Origin of the sequence: Aquabacterium sp. (assembly GCF_016234775.1) — a bacterium.
GTDB lineage: Bacteria > Pseudomonadota > Gammaproteobacteria > Burkholderiales > Burkholderiaceae_C > Aquabacterium.
Map to the genome: position 1 here is coordinate 44,953 of NZ_JACRAH010000056.1, position 22,133 is coordinate 67,085.

General features: G+C 62.6%; 14 protein-coding genes. 9 read left to right on the plus strand and 5 right to left on the minus strand.

All coding sequences use genetic code 11. From position 1 onward, the window contains the following. The first annotated feature begins 169 nt into the window (after nt 1-169). Entirely contained in the window at nt 170-1,501 is a 1,332-nt protein-coding gene (locus HY836_RS17100; protein ID WP_290678561.1) for a diguanylate cyclase, read from the plus strand. 12 nt (nt 1,502-1,513) lie between these two features. After that, on the plus strand, nt 1,514-2,803 hold the full coding sequence (locus tag HY836_RS17105; protein ID WP_290678564.1) for a diguanylate cyclase: 1,290 nt from the start codon (nt 1,514-1,516) through the stop codon (nt 2,801-2,803). On the opposite strand, the gene HY836_RS17110 is transcribed toward HY836_RS17105, so the two are convergent. Together HY836_RS17110 and ribA are read right to left on the minus strand one after the other, a co-directional pair. Next, nucleotides 2,792-3,706, minus strand: coding sequence for a cation diffusion facilitator family transporter (locus HY836_RS17110; protein WP_290678567.1), 915 nt, complete (start codon nt 3,704-3,706; stop codon nt 2,792-2,794). The genes HY836_RS17105 and HY836_RS17110 overlap by 12 nt on opposite strands. Before the next feature lie 6 nt (nt 3,707-3,712). Then, entirely contained in the window at nt 3,713-4,363 is a 651-nt protein-coding gene (gene ribA, locus HY836_RS17115) for a GTP cyclohydrolase II (RefSeq protein WP_290678569.1), read from the minus strand. 462 nt (nt 4,364-4,825) lie between these two features. Here ribA and HY836_RS17120 point away from each other — a divergent pair, with 462 nt between their 5' ends. The 5 genes from HY836_RS17120 to HY836_RS17140 all read left to right on the plus strand — a co-directional run bounded on the left by HY836_RS17120 (nt 4,826) and on the right by HY836_RS17140 (nt 12,763). Further along, nucleotides 4,826-5,158 (plus strand): transposase family protein, encoded by a 333-nt coding sequence (locus HY836_RS17120; RefSeq protein ID WP_290678571.1) that lies wholly within the window; start codon nt 4,826-4,828, stop codon nt 5,156-5,158. A 103-nt stretch (nt 5,159-5,261) separates the two neighbouring features. Continuing rightward, complete coding sequence (gene imuA, locus HY836_RS17125) at nt 5,262-6,098, plus strand: translesion DNA synthesis-associated protein ImuA (RefSeq protein WP_290678574.1); 837 nt, start codon at nt 5,262-5,264, stop codon at nt 6,096-6,098. After that, nucleotides 6,049-7,629 carry a DNA polymerase Y family protein gene (locus HY836_RS17130; protein ID WP_290678577.1) on the plus strand — a complete coding sequence of 527 codons (1,581 nt, stop codon included), beginning with the start codon at nt 6,049-6,051 and terminating at the stop codon, nt 7,627-7,629. Before imuA ends, HY836_RS17130 begins: the two co-directional genes overlap by 50 nt. 12 nt (nt 7,630-7,641) lie before the next feature. After that, nucleotides 7,642-10,845 carry an error-prone DNA polymerase gene (locus HY836_RS17135; RefSeq protein WP_290678579.1) on the plus strand — a complete coding sequence of 1,068 codons (3,204 nt, stop codon included), beginning with the start codon at nt 7,642-7,644 and terminating at the stop codon, nt 10,843-10,845. A 112-nt stretch (nt 10,846-10,957) separates the two neighbouring features. Continuing rightward, on the plus strand, nt 10,958-12,763 hold the full coding sequence (locus tag HY836_RS17140) for a hypothetical protein (RefSeq protein WP_290678582.1): 1,806 nt from the start codon (nt 10,958-10,960) through the stop codon (nt 12,761-12,763). A 97-nt stretch (nt 12,764-12,860) separates the two neighbouring features. On the opposite strand, the gene lpdA is transcribed toward HY836_RS17140, so the two are convergent. Genes lpdA through aceE form a run of 3 tightly spaced genes read right to left on the minus strand, consistent with a single transcriptional unit; the run spans nt 12,861 to nt 18,775 of the window. Beyond that, nucleotides 12,861-14,729, minus strand: a complete 1,869-nt coding sequence (lpdA, locus tag HY836_RS17145) for a dihydrolipoyl dehydrogenase (protein WP_290678585.1) — start codon at nt 14,727-14,729, stop codon at nt 12,861-12,863. An 18-nt stretch (nt 14,730-14,747) separates the two neighbouring features. After that, nucleotides 14,748-16,052: a dihydrolipoyllysine-residue acetyltransferase gene (gene aceF, locus HY836_RS17150; protein WP_290678588.1), complete on the minus strand. Its 1,305-nt coding sequence runs from the start codon at nt 16,050-16,052 to the stop codon at nt 14,748-14,750. A gap of 20 nt (nt 16,053-16,072) precedes the next feature. Continuing rightward, the gene (aceE, locus tag HY836_RS17155) at nt 16,073-18,775 is read right to left on the minus strand and encodes a pyruvate dehydrogenase (acetyl-transferring), homodimeric type (protein WP_290678591.1); all 2,703 of its coding nucleotides are present in this window, start codon (nt 18,773-18,775) and stop codon (nt 16,073-16,075) included. A gap of 200 nt (nt 18,776-18,975) precedes the next feature. On the opposite strand from aceE, the gene HY836_RS17160 reads away from it, so the two are divergent. Together HY836_RS17160 and HY836_RS17165 are read left to right on the plus strand one after the other, a co-directional pair. Further along, nucleotides 18,976-21,564 (plus strand): PAS domain S-box protein, encoded by a 2,589-nt coding sequence (locus HY836_RS17160; RefSeq protein WP_367114728.1) that lies wholly within the window; start codon nt 18,976-18,978, stop codon nt 21,562-21,564. Then, on the plus strand, nt 21,561-22,133 hold a 573-nt coding region (locus tag HY836_RS17165; RefSeq protein ID WP_290678594.1), incomplete at its 3' end, for a response regulator. The genes HY836_RS17160 and HY836_RS17165, both read left to right, overlap by 4 nt.

Below are 22,133 nucleotides of genomic sequence, written 5' to 3' on the forward strand. Positions count from 1 at the left end.
CCAGCACACACAAAAAGGGCCCTTTCCTAGGGAAACCGACATGAAGACGAGCCACCTGGAATGGCTTGAATCGCTTACGATTTAACACAACTGCGATGTAGGCTTGCGGCAAAAGCAACGCTCAAGGATTTCACGTACTTCAACGGCCAACCGAAAGACACCGGTAGTCATGCTGAACGGTCTCAAGCACCTCACGGTTGGATTGATCGAAGTGCCCTCCATTCCAAACCCCCTACTGGATCTGCGCCGACCAGGCTTTGACCTGACTGCGCCGACTGAGCTTGACCTGTCTCCAGTGCAGGCGGAAGAGTCGCGCGAGATCGACCGCTTACTTGAAAAGGGTTTTCGTGACCTGAAATTCCCGGACGCACTGGAGAGACGTTACGCGCAAGACCACGCTGAACAGCGACTGAAGACGCTGGTGTCCAGCGGCATGCTGGTCACGTTGCTTTTTAACTGGTTTCTGATGTCAGACAACCTGATGGTGCCTGACGTGTTTGAGTTGTCGCTCAAGTTGCGACTCTTCATCTTCACGCCCTGCACGATCCTGGGCATCTACCTCATCACCAAGTTGCCATCACCTCAGTTGCGTGAATGGCTGGCGATGGGGACCGGGCTGATTGCCTCGGCGCTCAATTTATTTATCTGCCTTTCGAGCAAGGATGTCCTAGCTGGAGCTTATCTCGTAAGCATGGTGCCCATCGTGATGTTCAGCAACGCGGTGGCGCAGATGCGTTTCTCCCCTGCCCTCGTGATGGACAGCATGATCCTGCTCATGTTTGGGTACGGCGCCTGGATACTGGCGGCCCCACACAATTTACCCATCCTCCTGTCAGCGGGATTCACGCTTTTGTCGGCCTCCGTGTTCACGCTGTACGGGTGCTACACCCTGGAGCGAGACGAGCGCCAGAACTGGTTGCTTCATCTGAGAGAGAAGGTGCTGCTGCAGGAGCTGGAACTGGCGAACCAGCACCTCGATACCGTTTCGCGCAGCGATCTGTTGACCGAGGTGGCCAATCGTCGGCACTTTGATGAACACATGCAATTGGTGTGGGAGCGTGCCCGACTTGATGGCAGCGACATCTCGCTGATGATGATCGATGTGGATCACTTCAAGTCCTACAACGATCGTTATGGACACCCTGAGGGTGATGAGTGCCTCAAAGAAGTCGCCGCAACCTTGAAGCGCCGGCTGCGGCGCCCCGGCGATCTGATAGCCCGGTTCGGGGGCGAAGAGTTCATTGCAGTACTCGCCGGTACGCCCTTGACCACCGCTGCCAGCGCTGCCGAGCGCGTTCGCAAAGGCGTGGAACACCTCAATCGGCTGCATGCCGGTTCGCCCACGCACGCGGTGGTGACTGTCAGCATTGGCGTAGCGTGCTTGCGCCCCAACGCACCTCATGCCAGCCCCGCACAGTTGATCGCGGCGGCGGATGAGGCGCTCTATCAAGCCAAATCTCGCGGTCGCAACCGTGTATTCGCTTTCGGTACCAACGACTGAACCTGGTTTGTGATGTCTTCCTTTCCGCCAAGCTCCAGTCCTGATATTTCCAAGCTGGCTGCAGGCTTGAACGATCCATTGATGGTCAGGATCAACCAGTTGCTGGACAAGGGCTTTCCATGGATGCGCTTTCCCGGCTCGCTGGAGCAACAGTTCCTGCTGGACGTGGCAGAAGCCCGCCGCAAACACTTCGTGATCAGCAGCGTCATAGCCTTGCTGATCTACAACGGCTTCCTGGTCGCGGACTACTTAATGGCCCGTGACGTGTTCTGGCTGGCCGTGCAGATCCGGATCCTGTTTTTCACGCCGTTGGCCCTGTTCTTCATCTACTTGATTCAAAGGCAGCGCGGGGCTTTCATCCACAGCTTGCCAACGGCTTCTCTGGAGGTCATTGTGGTGAGCGGTGGCCTGATTGCGGCCACAAGTCTGGCCTTCATCCTGTCGGAGACCCGAAGCCCGCTGGCGCCCTACTATCACGTGGGCTTCTGTGTGGTGGTCCTGTATGGCAATGTCGTTCAACGGCTGAGGTTCTGGTATGCCGCGGTCTTTTCCGTGGCGCTGCTTGGCATCCATGTGGCTGGCATCGTGCTGCTGGGCAGCTTTCCTCCTCGTCTGCTGTGGCCGATTGTCTCCATGGTTCTGTCGTCGATCGTGTTCTCGCTGACGGCCAACTACGTGATGGAACGCGACGAGCGCAAACGCTATTTGCTGACCCTGAGAGAACGGGGCGTGGTGCGGGAGTTGACCCGTGCGCATGAACGCCTGCAGGAGTTGTCTCGCGTGGATGCATTGACAGGACTCTACAACCGCCGCCACTTCCAGGAGTATCTGCAGCAGGTGTGGGAGCGAGCGCAATACGATGGCTCGTCCGTCAGCATCCTGATGGTGGATGTGGATCATTTCAAGAAGTACAACGATCGCTACGGCCACCCGGTTGGCGATGAATGCCTCAGCCAGATTGCCAGCGTGCTGCAGAGCACCTTGCGACGGCCTCAGGATCTGATTGCACGCTACGGTGGCGAAGAGTTCATCGCCGTGCTGCCCACAACAGATGCAAGTTACGCCATGGCGGTCGCCGAGCGGGTGCGCGTGGCGGTAGAGGCCTTGCAGATGCGGCATGAGAGTTCATCTGCATCCCACTTTGTGACGGTCAGCATCGGCGTGGTGTCATGCAAGGCCGACTTTTTGCTGAAGTCTTCGGCACTGGTTTCAGCGGCAGATCAGGCTCTGTATCAGGCCAAACACGAAGGCCGCAATCGGATCTGCGTGCTCGATGCCAAGGCGGCAGCCTCAGCGCACTGAGACGGGATCCAGGTGAGTCATCACGTCCAGAACAGGCAGCTTCTTCATCACGCGCTCGCGAGCTGAACTGGCGATATCGTGACCTTCTTTGACGGTCAGTTCACCATCGACTTCCAGATGAGCATCCACCATGATCATGTCACCCATCTTGCGGGTACGCAGGTCATGAACACCTTGCACGCCGGGGGTGTCCGTCAGGACCAGCCGGATCTCATTGATCTGCTCATCTGAGACTGAACGGTCCATCAGGTCGTTGAGGGCATCCCAGCCGAATTCCCACCCCATCCTGGTGACCATGAAGCCCACGATGAGGGCGGCGACCGGGTCCAGCAAGGGATAGCCCAGCAAGTTGCCGATGATGCCCAGCGCCACGACCAGAGAAGATGCTGCATCGGAACGGGCATGCCAAGCATTGGCCACCAGCATGCTGGAGCGCACACGCTCGGCAGCGGCCAGCATGTAGCGAAACAGCAGCTCCTTGGAGACCAGTGCCACCAGGGCCACATACAGCGCCACAGGTTTGACCTTGGGGATCAACTCCGGATCGCCCAGTTTGTACACAGCGCTCCACAGCATGCCGATGCCCACGCTGAGCAGCAAACCGCCCAGCACCAGCGAGGCGGCCGTTTCGTAGCGGTGGTGGCCGTAGTGGTGGTCTTCGTCGGCTTCCTTGCGGCTGTGCTGGTTGGCCAGCAGCACCACGAAGTCGGCGATCAGGTCGGACAGCGAGTGGATGCCGTCTGCGATCAGGGCTTGCGAGTGCGCAAACACACCCACCAGCACTTGAACCGTCGTCAGGACGAGGTTGACCACCACGCTGACCAGCGTGCTGCGCTTGGCCACGGCGTGGCGTTCGGGGGTGTCCTGTTCAGGATCGTCTTGCGGCGTCAGATCCAAAGCCATGCGTGCTCAACCCAGCCAGTCGATGTGGTGCCCCAGCTTGCGGGCCTTGGTGCCCAGGTAGCGCTCGTTCTCGGCCTGCACGTCACTGCGAACCGGCACGCGTTCCTCGATGTTGACGCCATGCTGCGTCAGCGTATCAACCTTGCGCGGGTTGTTGGTCATCAGCTTGACCGAGTTCACACCCAGGTAAGACAGGATTTCGGCGGCGGCATCGAAGTTGCGCAGGTCTGGTGCAAAACCCAGATGCTGATTGGCTTCCACGGTGTCCATGCCCTGATCTTGCAATTGGTATGCCCGCAGCTTGTTGGCCAGGCCGATGCCACGGCCTTCCTGGCGCAGGTACACCACCACGCCACTGCCCTTCTTGCCGATTTCGCTCATGGCGAAGTGCAGTTGGGGGCCGCAGTCGCAGCGCAGGGAGCCAAAGACATCCCCTGTCATGCATTCGGAGTGCACGCGCACCAGGGCGCTGCCCTTGACTTCACCCATGACCATGGCGACGTGTTCGGCACCGGTGGCCTTTTCACGAAAAAGCTTCATGGTGAAGCTGCCATGTTCGGTGGGCACGCGCGCTTCGGCCAGGAATTCCACCAGGGCGGTGGTCACAGGCGTCAGGGCTTCGGCTGGGGTCTGGCTCGCGGAATCAGGGATTGACATTCATTTTCCTCAGGGGCCCATATTCTGCCAAAAGCCACTGCACTCCACATTTTGAGGAGCAAAAAGACCTGCGTGCGGAAAAAATGGTGAAGTTCTTGACCTAGCTTACCTTTTACATGGAAACTGGCACGCATGAACTGCATCTGGACCTCCCGAACCCGCCGAATTTGGCTAGCGCTAGCTGACAACAGCTGGTGTGTTCGGGTCACACGCGTCTGACGAGTTCATTCTCTCCGCCCCCCAACAACGCCAGCCCAGCCGCTGGCGTTTTGCATTTCGGGGTCGTTGACGAGCAGTAATCAGTCTCCCAGACAACGCCCCCGCGCCAAGCGGCTTTCTTTCAACCTTGAGGAAAGTCACTGTCATGCGCATGCTCACCAACCCCGCCACGAAGTACATCTCTACCTGGTTCCGCCAGTTGCGACTGCGAGCGACGCACGCGTTAGACAAGGAGCGTGCCGCATGAGACACCGCACCGCTTCGACTGGTTTCTGCCCGAGTTGCCAACACCACGGCCTGTTGCAGCGCCATGCCATCCGCCCGAGCTGGTGGCGCGATGTGCCGCAGGATGGCCGCCCGCAAGTTCGACGTGGCGAGATCGTGCGCTGGCGCTGCACGAGTTGCCTCCAGACCCACTCCAGCCAACCGGAATGGGCCTTGCCTGGCAAACGCCTGACTCGCGAACTGGCGGCCTGGGTGAGCCAGGCCTTGCAGGCAGGGCAAAGCGCCCGGGCCGTGGCCCGCAGATGCGGCGTGGATGAAAAAACCGTGCGCACCTGGGGCAATACGGGCTGATGCCAACTGATGCAGGCTGAACCAGCCTGCCCAAGGTGGACTGGACGGGCTGGCTCAAAATCGCTAAAGTGCTGTATATAACAACAGTATTTCAGCAATTGAGATGCATCCGCACGTCCTGCCTGCCGCCCCCCAGAATGGCCAGCCCGCCCTGCCCGAGCACCTGGCTCAGGCCGTTTGGCGCGGCGATGCCATGGGGCGCGTGTGCAGCACGGTCATCCCCAGCGGGCATCACATGCTGGATGCCGAGCTGCCAGGCGGTGGCTGGCCCTGCCAGTCCATGACCGAAGTTCTGCTGCCCCAGTCCGCCCAGGCTGAATGGCGGCTGCTGAACCCTGCCTTGGCACAGATCGTGAGGCAAGGCGGAACGGTATTGCTCATTGCCCCGCCACACACGCCCCACTTACCCGGCTTGACCAAGGAGGGCTTGCGTGATGACCGCCTGATCCGCATTGATGCGTGCACACCGGCCGAACGCCTGTGGGCCACCGAGCAGGCACTCAAGGCCGGTTGTGTCAGCGCCGTATTGAGCTGGTTGCCGCAAGTGCGCCCGGAGCAGATCCGCCGCTTGCATGCCTGCGCAGCGCAACACCCCGGGCCTTTGTTCGTGTTTCGTCCCGCCAAGGCCCAGGCTGACTCGTCTGCGGCGCCACTGCGCGTGCTGCTCGGGCTGGGGCCCTGCCCTCACCCGTTGCAGGTTCAGATCGTCAAGCGACGAGGGCCCATGCTGGATCAGCCCCTGAGCCTGCCGTGCTGGCCGGCCGGGTTGACGCCCCTTCTGCCTGCCGACTCCTTGCCGACCCTGTTGCCCACTTCATTGCCACCCATCACCAGTCCGATATCTGCCACTCACCCCGCCACACCGGACACACCCCAAGCGCCATCACACCATGCTGCACTGGATCGCCTTGCTACCCGGGAGTCCCGCGCCTTGTCATGAGGCAGAAGGGGCGGATCAGCTGCGACCTGAGCATGTTGAAGACAAAGCTTCACCCGCTTGCATCCCGCTGGTGCTGGGGCCCCTGCACCTGGGTTGGTGGGCCTTGCAATTCACACCTCGGGTGGCCTGCCTGGAAGACGCGGTTGTGCTGGAGGTGCAGGCCAGCGAGCGATTGTTTGGCGGGGCTGCAACCTTGCGCGAGCGCATCATGAATGAAGCCCGGGCGCATGGCGTGGTGGCTGCAGCCCATGCCGGTACGGCACTGGCTGCGGTGGCCCTGGCTCGCCATGCCGCCACATGCGCACCAGACAAGGCCCTTGCTACCGAATCCACCACACGCCTGGCAAAAAGCCAGACCCGACACCAGCGACAAAATGCCCAGGATAAAGGTGAAGACACCGATACACGCAAGGAACTGGCCGCGCGCCTGAATCAACTCCCTCTGGATGTGTTGCCTGGCGTGGCCACCCATGCGCCCACCCTGGCCAGACTGGGGTGTCGCAAGCTGGCCGATGTGCGCGCCCTGCCGCGCGGTGGTCTGAGCCGGCGTTTCGGTGCCGGCATCCTGCAGACACTGGATCAGGCCTACGGCCACAGCCCTGAAGCCTTCGAGTGGCTCACCCTGCCGGCGGTGTTTGATGCCCGGCTGGAGTTGCCTGGCCGTGTCGAATCAGCCCCCGCCTTGCTGTTTGCCGCCAGCCACCTGCTGCAACAACTGTGTGCCTGGCTGGCGGGGCGCCAGGCCGGCGTCATGGCCTTCACCTTGCGCTGGCTGCATGACTGGCACCGTCGCGACAGCAGCCACGAGGGCGAATGGACCGTGCGACTGGGCAGCCCGACGCGCGACTACGCCCGCCTGAGCCGGCTTCTGGCCGAGCACCTGCAACGCATCCAGTTGAGTGCCCCGGTGGGTGACATCAGCCTGCACGCCGATGAGATCGAAGCCCTGCCCCTGAGCAGCCAGCAACTCTTTCATGAGCACCGCGAAGACCAGTTGAGCGCCAGCCCCGATGCCTTGCTCACACCTGCCGCCCAACGCGCACAACGCGATGCCCTGCTGGCCTTGCTGGAAAAGCTCAGTGTGCGCCTGGGGCCCGAGCGCGTGCTGCAAGCCCAGGTACAGGCCGATCACCGGCTGGAATGCGCTCAGCAGTGGCACCCCGCCGTGCCAGCCTTGTCCACCGCATCCCTTCACCATCCAGAGGCCCCTGCGACGCATGCAGCCCGAACAGCCCGCGCCGTCCCTGTCGCCGACATGCCGCAACCCTGCTGGGTCCTGCCTGAACCCATGCCGCTGGCGCTGGACGCGGTACTGGGCCAACACCCCATCTACCAAGGCAAGCTGACGCTGCTGGCCGGCCCGCATCGTATCGAGGCCGGCTGGTGGGACCCAGGCACCGAGCACACCCGCGTAACCCGCGACTACTACCTCGCCAGCAGCGCCCACGCCGGCCTGCTGTGGATCTACAAACGCCAGCAGGCTGCAGACGACACGCGCAGCCCCTGGTACCTGCACGGCTTCTTTGCCTGATCGAGCGCTGCCATGCTTCTCCAGCCAACTCAGTTCGCGCTACCCGATTACGTCGAACTGCATGCGGTGTCGAACTTCTCGTTTCTGCGTGGGGCGTCGCATGCGCAGGAAATGGTGCAACGCGCGCTGGCCCTGGGCTACCGCGGGCTGGCCATCACGGATGAATGCAGCATGGCCGGGGTCGTGCGTGCGCATCTGGCCCTGCGAGAAGCACGTCAGGCCAGGGAACCCGGCGCGGACGATTTCAAACTGCTGATCGGCAGTGAGTTCCAGGTGTTCGAAGATGAACACGATGCGCAGCCCATGCGCCTGATCGTGCTGGCCTGCCATCGCCTGGGCTACGGGCTGCTGTGCGAGTTCATCACGCGCCTGCGCCGGGCCACCGAAGGCAAAGGCCAGGCCAGGTTGATACGCAGCGAGATTCGCCAGGAGGCCTTGGGCGACTGCGTGGTGATCATGGCGCCGCACCGCCTCGGCCCGGCAGCCACCATCGAGGCCCAGGCGCAGTGGCTCAAGCAGCACTTTGGCGGCCGCTGCTGGCTGGCGCTCGAACAGCATCAGCAACTGGATGACGCCATCTGGCTGCGCACCCTGCGCCATGTGAGCGACACCGTGCGCGTGCCCCTGGTGGCTGCGGGCGATGTACACATGCATGCGCGCTCCCGCAAGCCCTTGCAGGATGTGCTCACCGCCATCCGCATCGGCAAACCCCTGCCTGAATGCGGGCTGGAGCTGGAGCGCCATGCAGAACGCCATCTGCGCAGCCGCCTGCAACTGGCCCAGCTTTATCCGCCAGACACCCTGGCTGCCACCTTGCAGGTCGCTGCACGTTGCGACTTCAGCCTCGATGAACTGAAGTACGAATACCCTGAAGAAGTCGTGCCCGAGGGCGACACCCCCAGCTCCTACCTGCAGCGCCTGGCCTATGAAGGCAGCACCTGGCGTTACCCCAAGGGCGTGCCGGCCCGTGTGCAGTTGCAGGTCGACAAGGAGCTGGATCTGATCGCCGAACTCGGCTATGAAAAGTACTTCCTCACCGTCTACGACATCGTGCGCTTCGCCCGCTCCCGGCACATCCTGTGTCAGGGCCGAGGCAGTGCGGCCAACTCTGCCGTGTGCTATTGCCTGGGCATCACCGAGGTCGATCCGGATCAGACCACCCTGCTGTTCGAGCGCTTCATCTCCAAAGAGCGTAACGAGCCGCCCGACATCGATGTGGACTTCGAGCACGAGCGCCGCGAAGAGGTCATCCAGTATCTGTATGAGCGTTATGGGCGCGACCGCGCCGCCCTGACCGCCACCGTCATCAGCTACCGCACCCGCAGCGCCCTGCGCGATGTGGGCAAGGCCCTGGGCTTCGATGCCGAGCTGATCGAGCGTGTGGGCAACAACCACCAGTGGTGGGACGGCAAGGGCATCCAGGCTGAGAGACTGATCGAGATCGGCCTGGATCCGCAAGACATCCGCCTGCGCCAATGGCAGGACCTCTCACTCACCTTGATGGGTTTTCCGCGCCACCTCAGCCAGCACACCGGCGGCTTCGTGATCGCCAAGGGCGCCCTGTGCCGCATGGTACCGATCGAGAACGCCAGCATGCCCGACCGCAGCGTCATCCAGTGGGACAAGGATGACCTGGATGCCCTCGGCCTGCTCAAGGTGGATGTGCTGGCGCTGGGCATGCTCACCGCGCTGCGCAAGGCGCTGGACTTCATCGGCCAGCAGCGCGGCCATGAGATGGAGTTGCAAGACATCCCCAGGGAAGACGAAGCCACCTACGACATGGTCTGCCAGGCCGACACGGTTGGCGTCTTCCAGATCGAAAGCCGTGCGCAGATGAGCATGCTGCCGCGCCTGCGCCCGCGCGAGTTTTACGACCTGGTGGTCGAGGTGGCGCTGGTGCGGCCAGGCCCCATACAAGGCGGCATGGTCCACCCGTATCTGGAACGGCGCGAGCTTTATCGGCGTGATCCATCTGCCATCACCTACCCGCCTCGGCTGGAGGCCGCTTTGAAACGCACGCTCGGCATCCCCATCTTCCAGGAACAGGTGATGCAGATCGTGGTGCTGGCCGCGGGCTTCACGGCGGGCGAAGCCGATGAGTTGCGGCGCTCCATGGCCGCCTGGCGGCGCAAAGGCGGGGTGCACAAGTTCAAGGACAAGGTCATCAACGGCATGAAGGCCAATGGCTACGACCCGGGCTTTGCCGATCAGATCTTCAAGCAGATCCAGGGCTTTGGCGAATACGGTTTTCCGGAATCCCATGCGGCCAGTTTTGCCTTGCTGGTCTATGCCAGTGCCTGGGTCAAGTGCCACGAGCCTGCCGCCTTTCTGGCGGGCCTGCTCAACGCCCAGCCCCTGGGCTTTTACTCGCCCAGCCAGTTGGTGCAAGATGCGCGCCGCCATGGCGTGAACGTGCGCCCGCCTGATGTGATGACCAGTCTGTGGGACTGCACACTGGAAGATCGCCCAGGGCCTGAAGAAGCCCGACGCCAGAAGCTGCGTCAAGATCAGCCCACCGTTCGCTTGGGGCTGCGCCTGATCGCCGGGCTCTCGCATCAAGCCGCCGAGCGCATCGTGCAGGCCCGGCAGCAAGCCCTGTTCATCAACGTGGATGACCTGGCCCGCCGCGCCGATCTGGATCAGGCCGACATGCGGGCCCTGGCCGCTGGCGATGCCTTGATGAGCTTGTCCGGCCACCGCAGGCAGCAGGTCTGGGAAGCCTCCGCGCTGCACCGTGCCCCCACCTTGCTGCGTGACGCACCGGTGGACGAAGACTGGCTGGACCTGCCCCACGCCCCCGAAGGAGAAGAAATCGTGTTCGACTACGCCTCGCTGGGCCTGACCCTGCGCAGCCATCCGCTGGCCTTGCTGCGCCCGAAGTTAAGGGAGCAGCGCCTGTCCAGCGCACGCGATCTGCGTGATCTGCCTAATGGCCGCCTGGCCAAGGCCTGCGGCATCGTGACCGTGCGCCAGCAACCTGGCACCGCCTCAGGGGTGATCTTCGTGACGCTGGAAGATGAGACCGGCACCGTCAATGTGGTGGTGTGGACGCATGTGCGCGACCGCCATCGCCAGGCCCTGCTGCAGGCGCGCCTGCTGGCGGTCTATGGTGTGTGGCAACGCGAAGGCGAAGTACGCCATCTCATTGCCCACTACCTGCATGACATGACCCCGCTATTGGGCCGGCTGGCCACCACCAGCCGGGATTTCCATTGACATCAGGCCGGCCTGTGTTCTCTCGCTTACACCTCTTGCAAATCGCATGACCTGGCAGCTCGGCCATCCAGGACACTGGCGGGCAAGAAAAACCGGGGAGAGAAAGAACAATATGGCCAGCATCGTCAAGAACAACCACCTTCGTTGGGCCCTTGCACTGAGCACCGCCGTGATGGCGGGATGCGGTGGCGGGCAAGGTAGCACCGATCCATCGAACACCAGCGGCGGTACACAAGCCGCGCCCGCGGCCAGTTCGCCGGACACGGCCGCCAGCAGCGGAACCGGTGGTGGCGCCGGCACAGGTAGCACCACGACCGGTAGCAACACAGAGTCTGGCACGTCAGGTACAGGCTCAGCGGGTACCACGACGGGCGCGGGCAGCAGCAGTGGCTCCAGCAGCAACACCGGCACCGCCCCGGGCAGCACAACCAGCAGCACCGACTGGCCACCGCCACCTCAGGCCTCCCCAGCCACGGCCTGCTCGAGCCGATTGACCGGTAGCCACGCCACTTTTGACGTCGGCCCTGGCAAGCCCTACACCGACCTCACCAACGTGCCCTGGCTGTCACTGCAAGCGGGCGACGTGGTCAACATCCACTACCGTGCAGAGCCCTACCGCACCAAGATCGGCATGCGCGCACAAGGCACGGCAGAAGCACCCGTAGTGATCAACGGCGTCACCAACGACACCTGCCAGCGCCCCGTGCTGAACGCCGAGAACGCCGTCACGGCCACCGACGCACGCACAGCCGGCTTTGGCCGCGACATTCAGAGCGCCGGCCTGATCCAGATCTACAGGTCGCCCACCGATCCCTACGACACCTTCACGCCCAGGTACATCACCATCCAGAACCTGATGTTGACAGGTGCCAAAGGCGGCAAGAGCTTCAAGGACAACGCAGGCGCCAACGCCACCTACGGCACGTTCTCGGCCGCCATCTATGCCGTGCGCGTGCACAACCTGACGGTTGAAAACTGCGAGATCACCGGCAACGGCCTGGGCGTGTTCACCAACACCAAGGGCGACACGCAAGACAGCTACAGCGCCAACATCATCATCCGCCGCAACCGCATCTACGACAACGGCTACACCACAGACGACCACGAGCACAACCTCTACATCCAGGCGCGCCGTGTCCTGTACGAGGGCAATTACATCGGTCAGGCTTTTGCTGGCTCGTCCATCAAGGACCGCAGCAGCGGCACCGTCATCCGCTACAACATGATCCTGGCCAGCGCGCGGGCCATCGATCTGGTAGAGACCGAAGAAGAGTATTTCAGCAATGTCGAGCCGGATCCGCTCTACCACTACGCCTGGGTCTACGGCAACATCATCATCAACGATGGGCAAGCTCCGGGCGGCTCCGCCGTGAACATCGTGCACTGGGGCTTCGACAACAACCAGGCCAAGTCTCGCGCAGGTACGCTCTACTTCTATCAGAACACCCTGATCAACCGCGTGGCGCAGAGCAAATTCTGGTACACGGTGCCCTTCCAGCTTGGCAAGGATGGCCAGGCCCCTGCCGGCATCAAGGTGGAAGCTGCTTCCAACATATTCTGGAATGCAGGCGGCAACGAATGGCGCTTCCTGAGCAATGTCGGTACCTTGCAGTTCATGGGTAGCAACTATGTGCCGTCAAACTGGTGGTCGACTGTGCCGGGTCAGACCGCGGACGTGCGCACCAATGGGGCCACCTTGATCACAGGGCTGGATCCCAAACTCGACACCAACTACGTGCCTCTGGCCGCCTCTCCGATATCGGGACAGATGATCCTGAGCGCATCCACGACACCTGTGGGCGCCACAGCAGCCAATCTCCAGGTCGCGCACCAGTACAAGGAGGGCTCGGGTATCGTGGCCCTTCCCACACGGCTGGCTGGCACAAGCGCAGCCATTGGCGCCCTGCAACGCCCTTGAAAAAGCGAAATGGGTGAGGCCTTTTTCAGACCTCACCCACATATGGCACGACGCTGATCGGGTGTCAGGCGTCATGCCTTGAGCACCATCCACCAGATCAGCGCTTACGTACAGGCATCAAATCCGTGCAACTGCCATGCGCTGCCTCTGCAGCCAGGCCCACGCTCTCACCCAGGGTCGGGTGCGGGTGGATGGTCTTGCCGATGTCGACTTCATCGGCGCCCATCTCGATGGCCAGGGCCACTTCGCTGATCAGATCCCCTGCATGCGTGCCGACGATGCCGCCGCCCACGATGCGACCAGTCTCGGCGTCAAACAGCAGCTTGGTGAAGCCTTCTGCCCGGCCATTGGCCAGCGCCCGGCCTGAAGCGCCCCAGGGGAAGAGCCCCTTCTTGATGGCCTTGCCTTGTGCTTTGGCCTGCTCTTCCGTCAAGCCCACCCAGGCAATTTCCGGGTCGGTATAAGCCACGCTGGGGATCACCATCGGGTCGAAGCTTTCGCTGGCCAGTGCCTTGTCATTGAGCAACTCGCCGGCGATGACTTCAGCCGCCACATGCCCTTCGTGTACAGCCTTGTGCGCCAGCATGGGTTGCCCCACGATGTCACCAATGGCAAACAGACTGGGCACATTGCTGCGCATCTGGCTGTCCACGGGGATGAAGCCACGCTCGTTGACGGTCAAGCCTACCTTGTCCGCACCGATCTTGCGGCCGTTCGGGCTGCGCCCCACGGCTTGCAGGACCAGGTCATACGTTTGGGCGGCGGGTGATTCGACACCCGGCTTGGCCGACTCGAAGCTCACGCGGATGCCTGCTGGTGTGGCCTCGGCCGCCACGGTTTTGGTGCCCAGCATGATGCGATCAAAGCGGCCCGCATTGAATTTCTGCCAGACATTGACCAGATCCCGGTCTGCACCCGGCATGAGCGTGTCGCTCATCTCGACCACATCGATGCGCGCGCCCAGCGTGGAATACACCGTGCCCATTTCCAGGCCGATGATGCCGCCGCCGATCACCAGCATCTTCTTCGGGATGGCAGGCAGATCGAGCGCGCCCGTGGAATCCACCACACGCGGATCGTCCGGCAGGAAAGGCAGGCGCACTGCCTGAGAACCCGCCGCGATGATGGCGCGCTTGAAGCTCAGCGCACGGGTGTCGCCCGTCTTGTCCTGGCTGGTGCCCGTGGTGATTTCCACCTGCACATGGTGCGCATCCACCAGCGAGCCATAGCCGCGCACGATCTCAACCTTGCGCGCCTTGGCCATGCCGGCCAGCCCGGTGGTCAGCTTGCGGGTGACGCCGGACTTGTGCGCACGCAGCTTGTCCAGATCCAGCACGGGCGCACCAAAGCTCACGCCAAGCGCATCGAAGTGCTTGACCTCGTCCATCACGGCGGCCACATGCAGCAGTGCCTTGGAGGGGATGCACCCCACATTCAGGCACACGCCTCCCAGTTCGGCATAGCGCTCCACCAGGATGACCTTGAGGCCCAGGTCCGCCGCACGGAAGGCTGCGCTGTAGCCGCCGGGGCCACCGCCCAGCACCAGCACATCGCAATCGGTGCCTGCAGGTGCGTTCACGGCAGGCGAGGCTTGCGGTGCGGCCGAAGCGGACACCACGGCAGACGCCACAGGTGCAGCCGTTGATGTGACAGTTGATGCGACCGGCGCGGCCACCGGCGATGCCGTTGGCGTGGATGCCGGGGCATTGGCCGCAGCAGCGCCCTCCCCGGCCACGTCCAGCGTCAGGATCAACTGCCCTTGCGCCACACGGTCACCGAGTTTCACCTTGATCTCGCCCACCACGCCAGCCTGAGGTGATGGCACTTCCATCGATGCCTTGTCAGACTCCAGCGTGATGATGCTTTGCTCGGCTGCCACCGTCTGTCCCGGTTTGACCAGGATCTCGATGACGGCCGCATCGGCGATGTCGCCGATGTCTGGAACGGGAATGTTGATCAATGCCATGTTCTTGTTCCCGTTCGATCAGACCAGCGCGCGGCGGAAGTCGGCCAGCAAGCTGGCCAGGTAGGTGTTGAACCTGGCGGCCGATGCGCCATCGATGACGCGGTGGTCATAACTCAGGCTCAAAGGCAGCATCAGGCGGGGCTCGAACGCCGAGCCGTTCCACACCGGCTTCATGGCCGAGCGGCACACGCCCAGGATCGCCACCTCGGGCGCATTGATGATGGGGGTAAAGGTGGTGCCACCAAAGCCACCCAGCGACGAGATCGAGAAGCAACCGCCTTGCATTTCGCCCGGCGAGAGCTTGCCATCACGGGCCTTGGCGGCCAGCGCGGCGGTTTCGGTAGCAAGTTGCGACAGGCTCTTGCTGTCCACATCGCGGATCACCGGGACAACCAGGCCATTGGGCGTATCGGCGGCAAAACCGATGTGCACATACTGCTTGAGCACCAGGTCATCGCCATCCAGCGAGGCATTGAACTGCGGGAACTTGCGCAGCGCCACCGCACAGGCCTTGAGCAGGAAAGCCAGCATCGTGAACTTGGTGCCCGTCTTGGCATGCTCTTCATTGAGCTTGACGCGCAATGCCTCCAGCTCGGTGATGTCCGCCTCGTCGTGGTTGGTGACGTGCGGGATGCGAACCCAGTTGCGATGCAGGTTGGCGCCGGAGATCTTCTTGATGCGCGACAGCGGCTGGCGCTCGACCGCACCGAACTTGGTGAAGTCCACCGATGGCCAGGGCAGCAAGGTCATGCCACCGAGGTCGGCCGAACCCGCTCCACCGCCAGCGGATACCGCGGCGGGCTGATCGGCCCGTGCCATCACACCCTTGACGAAGTTCTGCACATCCACATGCGTGATGCGGCCCTTGGGCCCGGAACCCGGGACCTTCTGCAAAGGCACGCCCAGCTCTCTCGCAAACCGGCGCACCGATGGCGAGGCATGTGACACCGCGCTCAAGGGTGGCATCGCCAAAGTCGCCAGCGCTGCGGTGGGGTGCGTGCGGTCTGCCGCGGCAGGCGCCGCATCGGCCACTGGTGCCGGGGTTGCCGCAACAGGTGGCGCCACAACCTCGGTTGCAGCTCCGTCAGCCGTTTCCAGCAAGCCCACCAGCGAGCCTTTGCTCACCTTGTCACCCAGGCGAACGCGCAGCTCCTTGAGCACACCACCCACAGCCGAGGGCACCTCCATCGACGCCTTGTCGGACTCGATGGTGATCAGGCTTTGCTCAGCCTTGATGGTGTCGCCGGGCTTGACCAGCAATTCGATCACCGCGGCATCGCTCACATCGCCGATGTCGGGCACAGTCAGTTCAATCACAGCCATGAGAATCTGCCTTCCCCGCCTCAGGCGTACAGCGGGTTGATCTTGTTGGTATCGATGCCATATTTGGCAATCGCCTCGGCGACCTTGGCCAGCGGCACTTGCCCGTCTTCTGCCAGCGCCTTCAAGGCCGCGACCACGATGTAGTGGCGGTTGATCTCGAAGTGCTCACGCAGGCGATAGCGGAAGTCGCTGCGCCCGAATCCGTCGGTGCCCAACACCTTGTAGGTGCGACCCTTGGGGATATAGGCGCGGATCTGCTCGGGCAGCGCCTTCACATAGTCGGTCGACGCGACCACAGGGCCCGCGTGGCCGCCGAGCTGGGCCGTCACAAAGGGCACGCGCTGCTGACCTGTGGGGTGCAGCAGGTTGTGGCGCTCGGCATCCTGGCCTTCGCGGGCCAGCTGGTTGAAGCTCGGGCAGCTCCACACATTGGCACCCACGCCCCATTCGGCTTCCAGCAGATCCTTGGCGGCCATGGACTCACGCAGGATCGAGCCGGCCCCCAGCAGGTTCACGCTCAGCTTGTGCGCCTTGTCTGCATCCTGCAGCAGGTACATGCCCTTGATGATTTCTTCTTCCGTGCCGGCACGCAGGCCTGGCTGGGCGTAGTTCTCGTTGAGCAGCGTCAGGTAGTAGAAGACGTTTTCCTGCTTCTCGACCATGCGCTTGAGGCCATCCTGGATGATCACGGCCACTTCATGCGCGAAGCTCGGGTCATAGCTCAGGCAGTTCGGGATCGTGCCCGCCACCAGTTGGCTGTGGCCATCTTCGTGCTGCAGGCCTTCGCCGTTCAGCGTGGTGCGCCCGGAGGTGCCCCCCAGCAGAAAGCCGCGCGCCTGCATGTCGCCCGCCGCCCAGGCCAGATCGCCAATGCGCTGCAGGCCGAACATCGAGTAATACACATAGAACGGGATCATCACGCGGTTGTTCGTCGAGTACGACGTGGCCGCCGCGATCCACGAGCTCATGCCGCCTGCTTCGTTGATGCCTTCCTGCAGGATCTGGCCGGACTTGTCTTCGCGGTAGTACATCACCTGATCGCGGTCGACCGGGGTGTATTTCTGGCCTTCCGGCGCATAGATGCCGATCTGGCGGAACAGCCCTTCCATGCCGAAGGTGCGGGCCTCGTCCACCAGGATGGGCACCACGCGGGGGCCCAGCGCCGGGTCGCGCAACAGCGGGGTCAGGCAGCGCACGAAGGCCTGGGTGGTCGAGATTTCACGGCCCTCGGCCGTGGGTTCCAGCACCGTCTGGAAAGCGCCGAGATCCGGCACAGCCAGCGTTTCTTCCGCCTTGGGGCGGCGCTGGGGCAGATAACCGCCCAAGGCTGCACGGCGCGCATGCAGGTACTGCATCTCGGGTGTGTTGTCGGCCGGTTTGATGAAAGGCAGCTTGGCGATGTCCTCATCGGGCACCGGGATGTTGAAGCGATCGCGGAAAGCCTTGATGTCCTCGTCCGTCAGCTTCTTGGTCTGGTGCGCGGTGTTCTTGCCTTCACCGCTCTTGCCCATGCCGAAGCCCTTGACGGTCTTGATCAGCAGCACGGTGGGCTGGCCGGTGTGGTTCACGGCCGCGTGATAGGCGGCATACACCTTCTGTGGATCATGGCCGCCACGGTTAAGGCGCCAGATGTCATCGTCAGACAGGCGCGCCACCATCTCCAGCGTCTTGGGATCACGCCCGAAGAAGTGCTTGCGCACGAAGGCGCCGTCATTGGCCTTGCAGGCCTGGTAGTCGCCATCGACCATCTCCATCATGATGCGGCGCAGGGTGCCGTCCTTGTCACGTGCCAGCAGCGGATCCCAGTACGAGCCCCACAGCAGCTTGATCACGTTCCAGCCCGAACCACGGAACTCGCCTTCGAGTTCCTGCACGATCTTGCCGTTGCCGCGCACCGGGCCGTCCAGGCGCTGCAGATTGCAGTTGACGACGAAAATCAGGTTGTCGAGCTTTTCGCGCGCGGCCAGGCCGATGGCGCCCAGCGATTCGGGTTCGTCCATTTCGCCGTCACCGCAGAACACCCAGACCTTGCGTTTGGAGGTGTCCGCAATACCGCGGGCGTGCAGGTATTTCAGGAAGCGCGCCTGGTAGATGGCTGTGATCGGCCCCAAGCCCATCGACACCGTGGGGAACTGCCAGAACTCGGGCATCAACTTGGGATGCGGGTAGCTGGGCAGGCCCTTACCACCGGTCTCCTGGCGGAAGTTGACCAGTTGTTCTTCAGTGATGCGGCCCTCCAGGAAGGCTCGGGCATAGATGCCGGGTGCCGAGTGGCCCTGTATATAGAGCAAGTCGCCACCGTGATCGGGCGTATCGGCATGCCAGAAGTGATTGAAGCCGCAGCCCAGCATGGTCGCCAGCGAGGCGAAGGAAGAAATGTGGCCACCCAGGTCGCCGCCATCGGCCGGGTTGTGGCGGTTGGCACGCACCACCATGGCCATGGCGTTCCAGCGCATGTAGGCGCGCAGCCGCTCTTCCATTTCCAGATTACCCGGGCAGTGGGCCTCGTCTTCTGGCGCGATGGTGTTCACATAGGCCGTCGTGGCCGAAAATGGCATGTCGATGCCGGCCTGGCGGGCATGATCCAGCAGTGTTTCGAGCAGGTCATGCGCACGGGCGCGCCCCTCGGTCTCGATGACGCCACTCAGGGCATCCAGCCATTCACGGGTTTCCTGGGGATCCATGTCCATGGATGCGGACACAATTGGATCAATTGCAGACATGGGTTCTGTCTCCTGTTGATGAGGCTTATTTCACAGTATGGACATAAGCCGACGATTCGCGAACGTGGATAAACGCTGCAAACCTGGACACTCCAAAGCGTTTCGGCGACCACCGCCATCAGCACTTATTGCATGGTGCAGAAAATATACGCCCGAACTGGGGCACTCAAATTGTGGGAGTCCACACCGATAATTCCGTCATGCCATTTTCCTCATCCACCAACTCGCCGGCGACATTGCCCATGGCAGCCCCCGGCCAGACGAACCGATTGTTCTGGCGCTGGTGGCGCAAGCAATCACCCTCCCAGCAAGACAGGTACGCCACGCTGGGTCCGCTGGTTTCCGTGCTGCTGTTTCTGGCGGCGATCATTGCCGCGTTCTGGTATCTGCGTAATGAAGAACTGGAGCGCGAGCAGGAGTCGGTGAAACGCGACACTGAGGTGGTTCAGCAACAGATTCGCCTGCGCCTGATTGAAAACCAGGAGCAATTGCTCCGCCTGGGCCGCGAAATCAGCATCAAGGCGGTCACGCCCGAACAATTCATGCGCCAGGCGGGGGATTTCGTCCGCGCCCGCCCGGAGGTGATCAGCGTGTCCTGGGTGCAGGCCGATGAAAGTGTCAAAGCGGCGCGCACCACACTGAGCCTGCCGCTGGACCCCGGGCAGGCCATGGACATGGACCCCTTGTCCGGCCACGCGGAGACCTACGACCCCCTGCACATGGCCAAGGAGCCACAAAGTGCGTTCAAGCTGGCACGGGATCGAGGTCAACCCATCTACTCCAAACCCTATGCAAACCAGGTGGGGGGCAGGGTCATCCAGGTTCACGTGCCCTTGATGGACCGAAGCGGCTTCATTGGCACGGTGGTGACCGAGTATTCGCTCGAATCCCTGCTGCGCTATCTGGTGCCGCGTGAGGTGGCCAGCCGGCACGCCATGGGGCTGATCCAGACAGACGGCGACATGCTCACCAGCACCGTGGGGGGGGACAACGGCACCTCCGTCAAGCCCACCTTCATCTATGACGTGATCGTCACGCCGGTCGGCAATGGCCTGATGCTGCGCGGCATGGGGTTTCGAACATCGTCCAACCTCATCGGCAACACCTTGTTCTGGATGGTGGTGGCGCTGTCGGCCCTGACCGTCTGGACACTGATGGGGACCCTGCGCCACATGCGTCGGCGCTCCCAGATCCAGAAAACCCTGGTGCAGGAAACCAACTTCCGGCGGGCGATGGAAAACTCCATGCTGACCGGCATGCGCACCATCGACCTGGAAGGCCGCATCACCTACGTGAACCCGGCCTTTTGCGCCATGACCGGCTTCTCGGAAGAAGAGCTGATCGGCTGTGTGCCGCCCTACCCCTACTGGCCCAAGGACCGTCTGGACGAGTTCAACCGCATGTTCCAGCAGGAACTGCTGGGCCGCAGCCCCATGGGCGGCATCGAGGTGGTCATGCAACGCCGCGACGCCAGCCAGTTCGACGCCCGCATGTACGTGTCGCCACTGATCGACGCCCAGGGTGACCAGACCGGCTGGATGACCTCGGTCACCAACATCACCGAAGCCAAGCGAGTGCGCGACCAGCTCACCGCCGCCCACGAGCGTTTCACCACCGTGCTGGAAGGCCTGGATGCGGCCGTGTCCGTGGTCTCGGTGCAGCGCGGCGAATTGCTGTTCGCCAACCGCTCCTACCGCCTGTGGTTCGGCGCCAATCCGGATGCCCACACCCAGTTGACGGGCGGCGAAATCATGCCCGACGAGGTGCTCGATGGCGATGAATCGGTGGACCACTTTGGCGGCCTGCCCACGCAGGCTTTGACCAATGCTGGCAGCGACACCCGCGAAGTCTTCATGGACGGCGTGCAAAAGTGGTTCGATGTGCGCGCCCGCTATGTGCAATGGACAGACGGCCACCTGGCGCAAATGCTGATCGCCACCGACATCACCGCGCGCAAACAAGCCGAAGAGGCCGCGGCCCGCCAGGCCGAGAAATCGCAGTTCACCAGCCGCCTGATCACCATGGGCGAGATGGCCTCCACCGTGGCGCACGAGTTGAACCAGCCCCTGGCGGCCATTTCCAACTACTGCAGCGGCATGATCAGCCGCGTGCAATCTGGCAACATCGACACCGAACAGCTCGTCGGCGCCCTGGAAAAGACCTCCCGCCAGGCACAGCGAGCCGGCCAGATCATCCACCGTATCCGCCAGTTCGTGAAGCGCAGCGAGCCGCAACGCCAACCTTCCAAGGTGCGCGACATCACCGACGCCGTGTTGGAACTGGCCGTTTTCGAGATGAAGCGCCGCCGCGTGACGCTCAATGCGTCCATCGCCAACCGCCTGCCCATCCTCATGGCGGACCCGATCCTGATCGAACAGGTGCTGCTGAACCTGCTCAAAAATGCGGCAGAGGCCATCGATTCGTCTCAGATGCCACAGTCGCGTCGCATCATCGACCTGCGCGTGCAGCAAAAGAAGACCGAGGAGCAAGGCCCGGTGGTCGAGTTCTCCGTCAGCGACGGCGGCCCTGGCATGAAAGAGGAGATCCTGGCCCGACTTTTCGAGGCTTTCCACTCCACCAAGGCCGAGGGACTAGGGATAGGCCTTAGTCTATGCAGATCCATCATTGAGTCACATCATGGCCGCATCAAGGCCGAGAACATCTACAATGAGGACACGGTGGTAGGGTGTCGGTTCACATTCACCCTGCCGATTGACAGTGGTAGTGGCACGGATTTCGAAGATACGGTCACCACCCCTTCCAACGACTTACTTGCCGATAACCCATGAGCTTGATCCCCAAAAAAGGCACTGTGTATGTGGTTGATGACGACGAGGCCGTTCGCGACTCGTTGCAGTGGCTGCTGGAAGGCAAGGACTATCGCGTCCGTTGCTTTGACTCTGCCGAGTCCTTCCTCGCCCGATTCGACCCCCGTGAAGTAGCCTGCCTGATCGCCGACATCCGCATGGATGGCATGAGCGGCCTGGAACTGCAGGACAAGCTCCTGGAGCGCAAGTCCCCGCTGCCCATCGTGTTCATCACCGGTCACGGCGACGTGCCCATGGCCGTGAACACCATGAAAAAGGGCGCGATGGACTTCATCGAGAAGCCCTTCAAGGAAGACGCCCTCGTCGCCCTGGTCGAGCGCATGCTGGATCAAGCCCGCTCGGCTTTCTCGCAGTCACAAGAGGCTGCCAGCCGCGAAGCGCTGCTGTCTCGCCTGACCACGCGTGAAGCCCAGGTGCTGGAGCGCATCGTGGCCGGCCGCCTGAACAAGCAGATCGCCGACGACCTGGGCATCAGCATCAAGACGGTGGAAGCCCACCGCGCCAACGTGATGGAAAAGCTCAACGCCAAC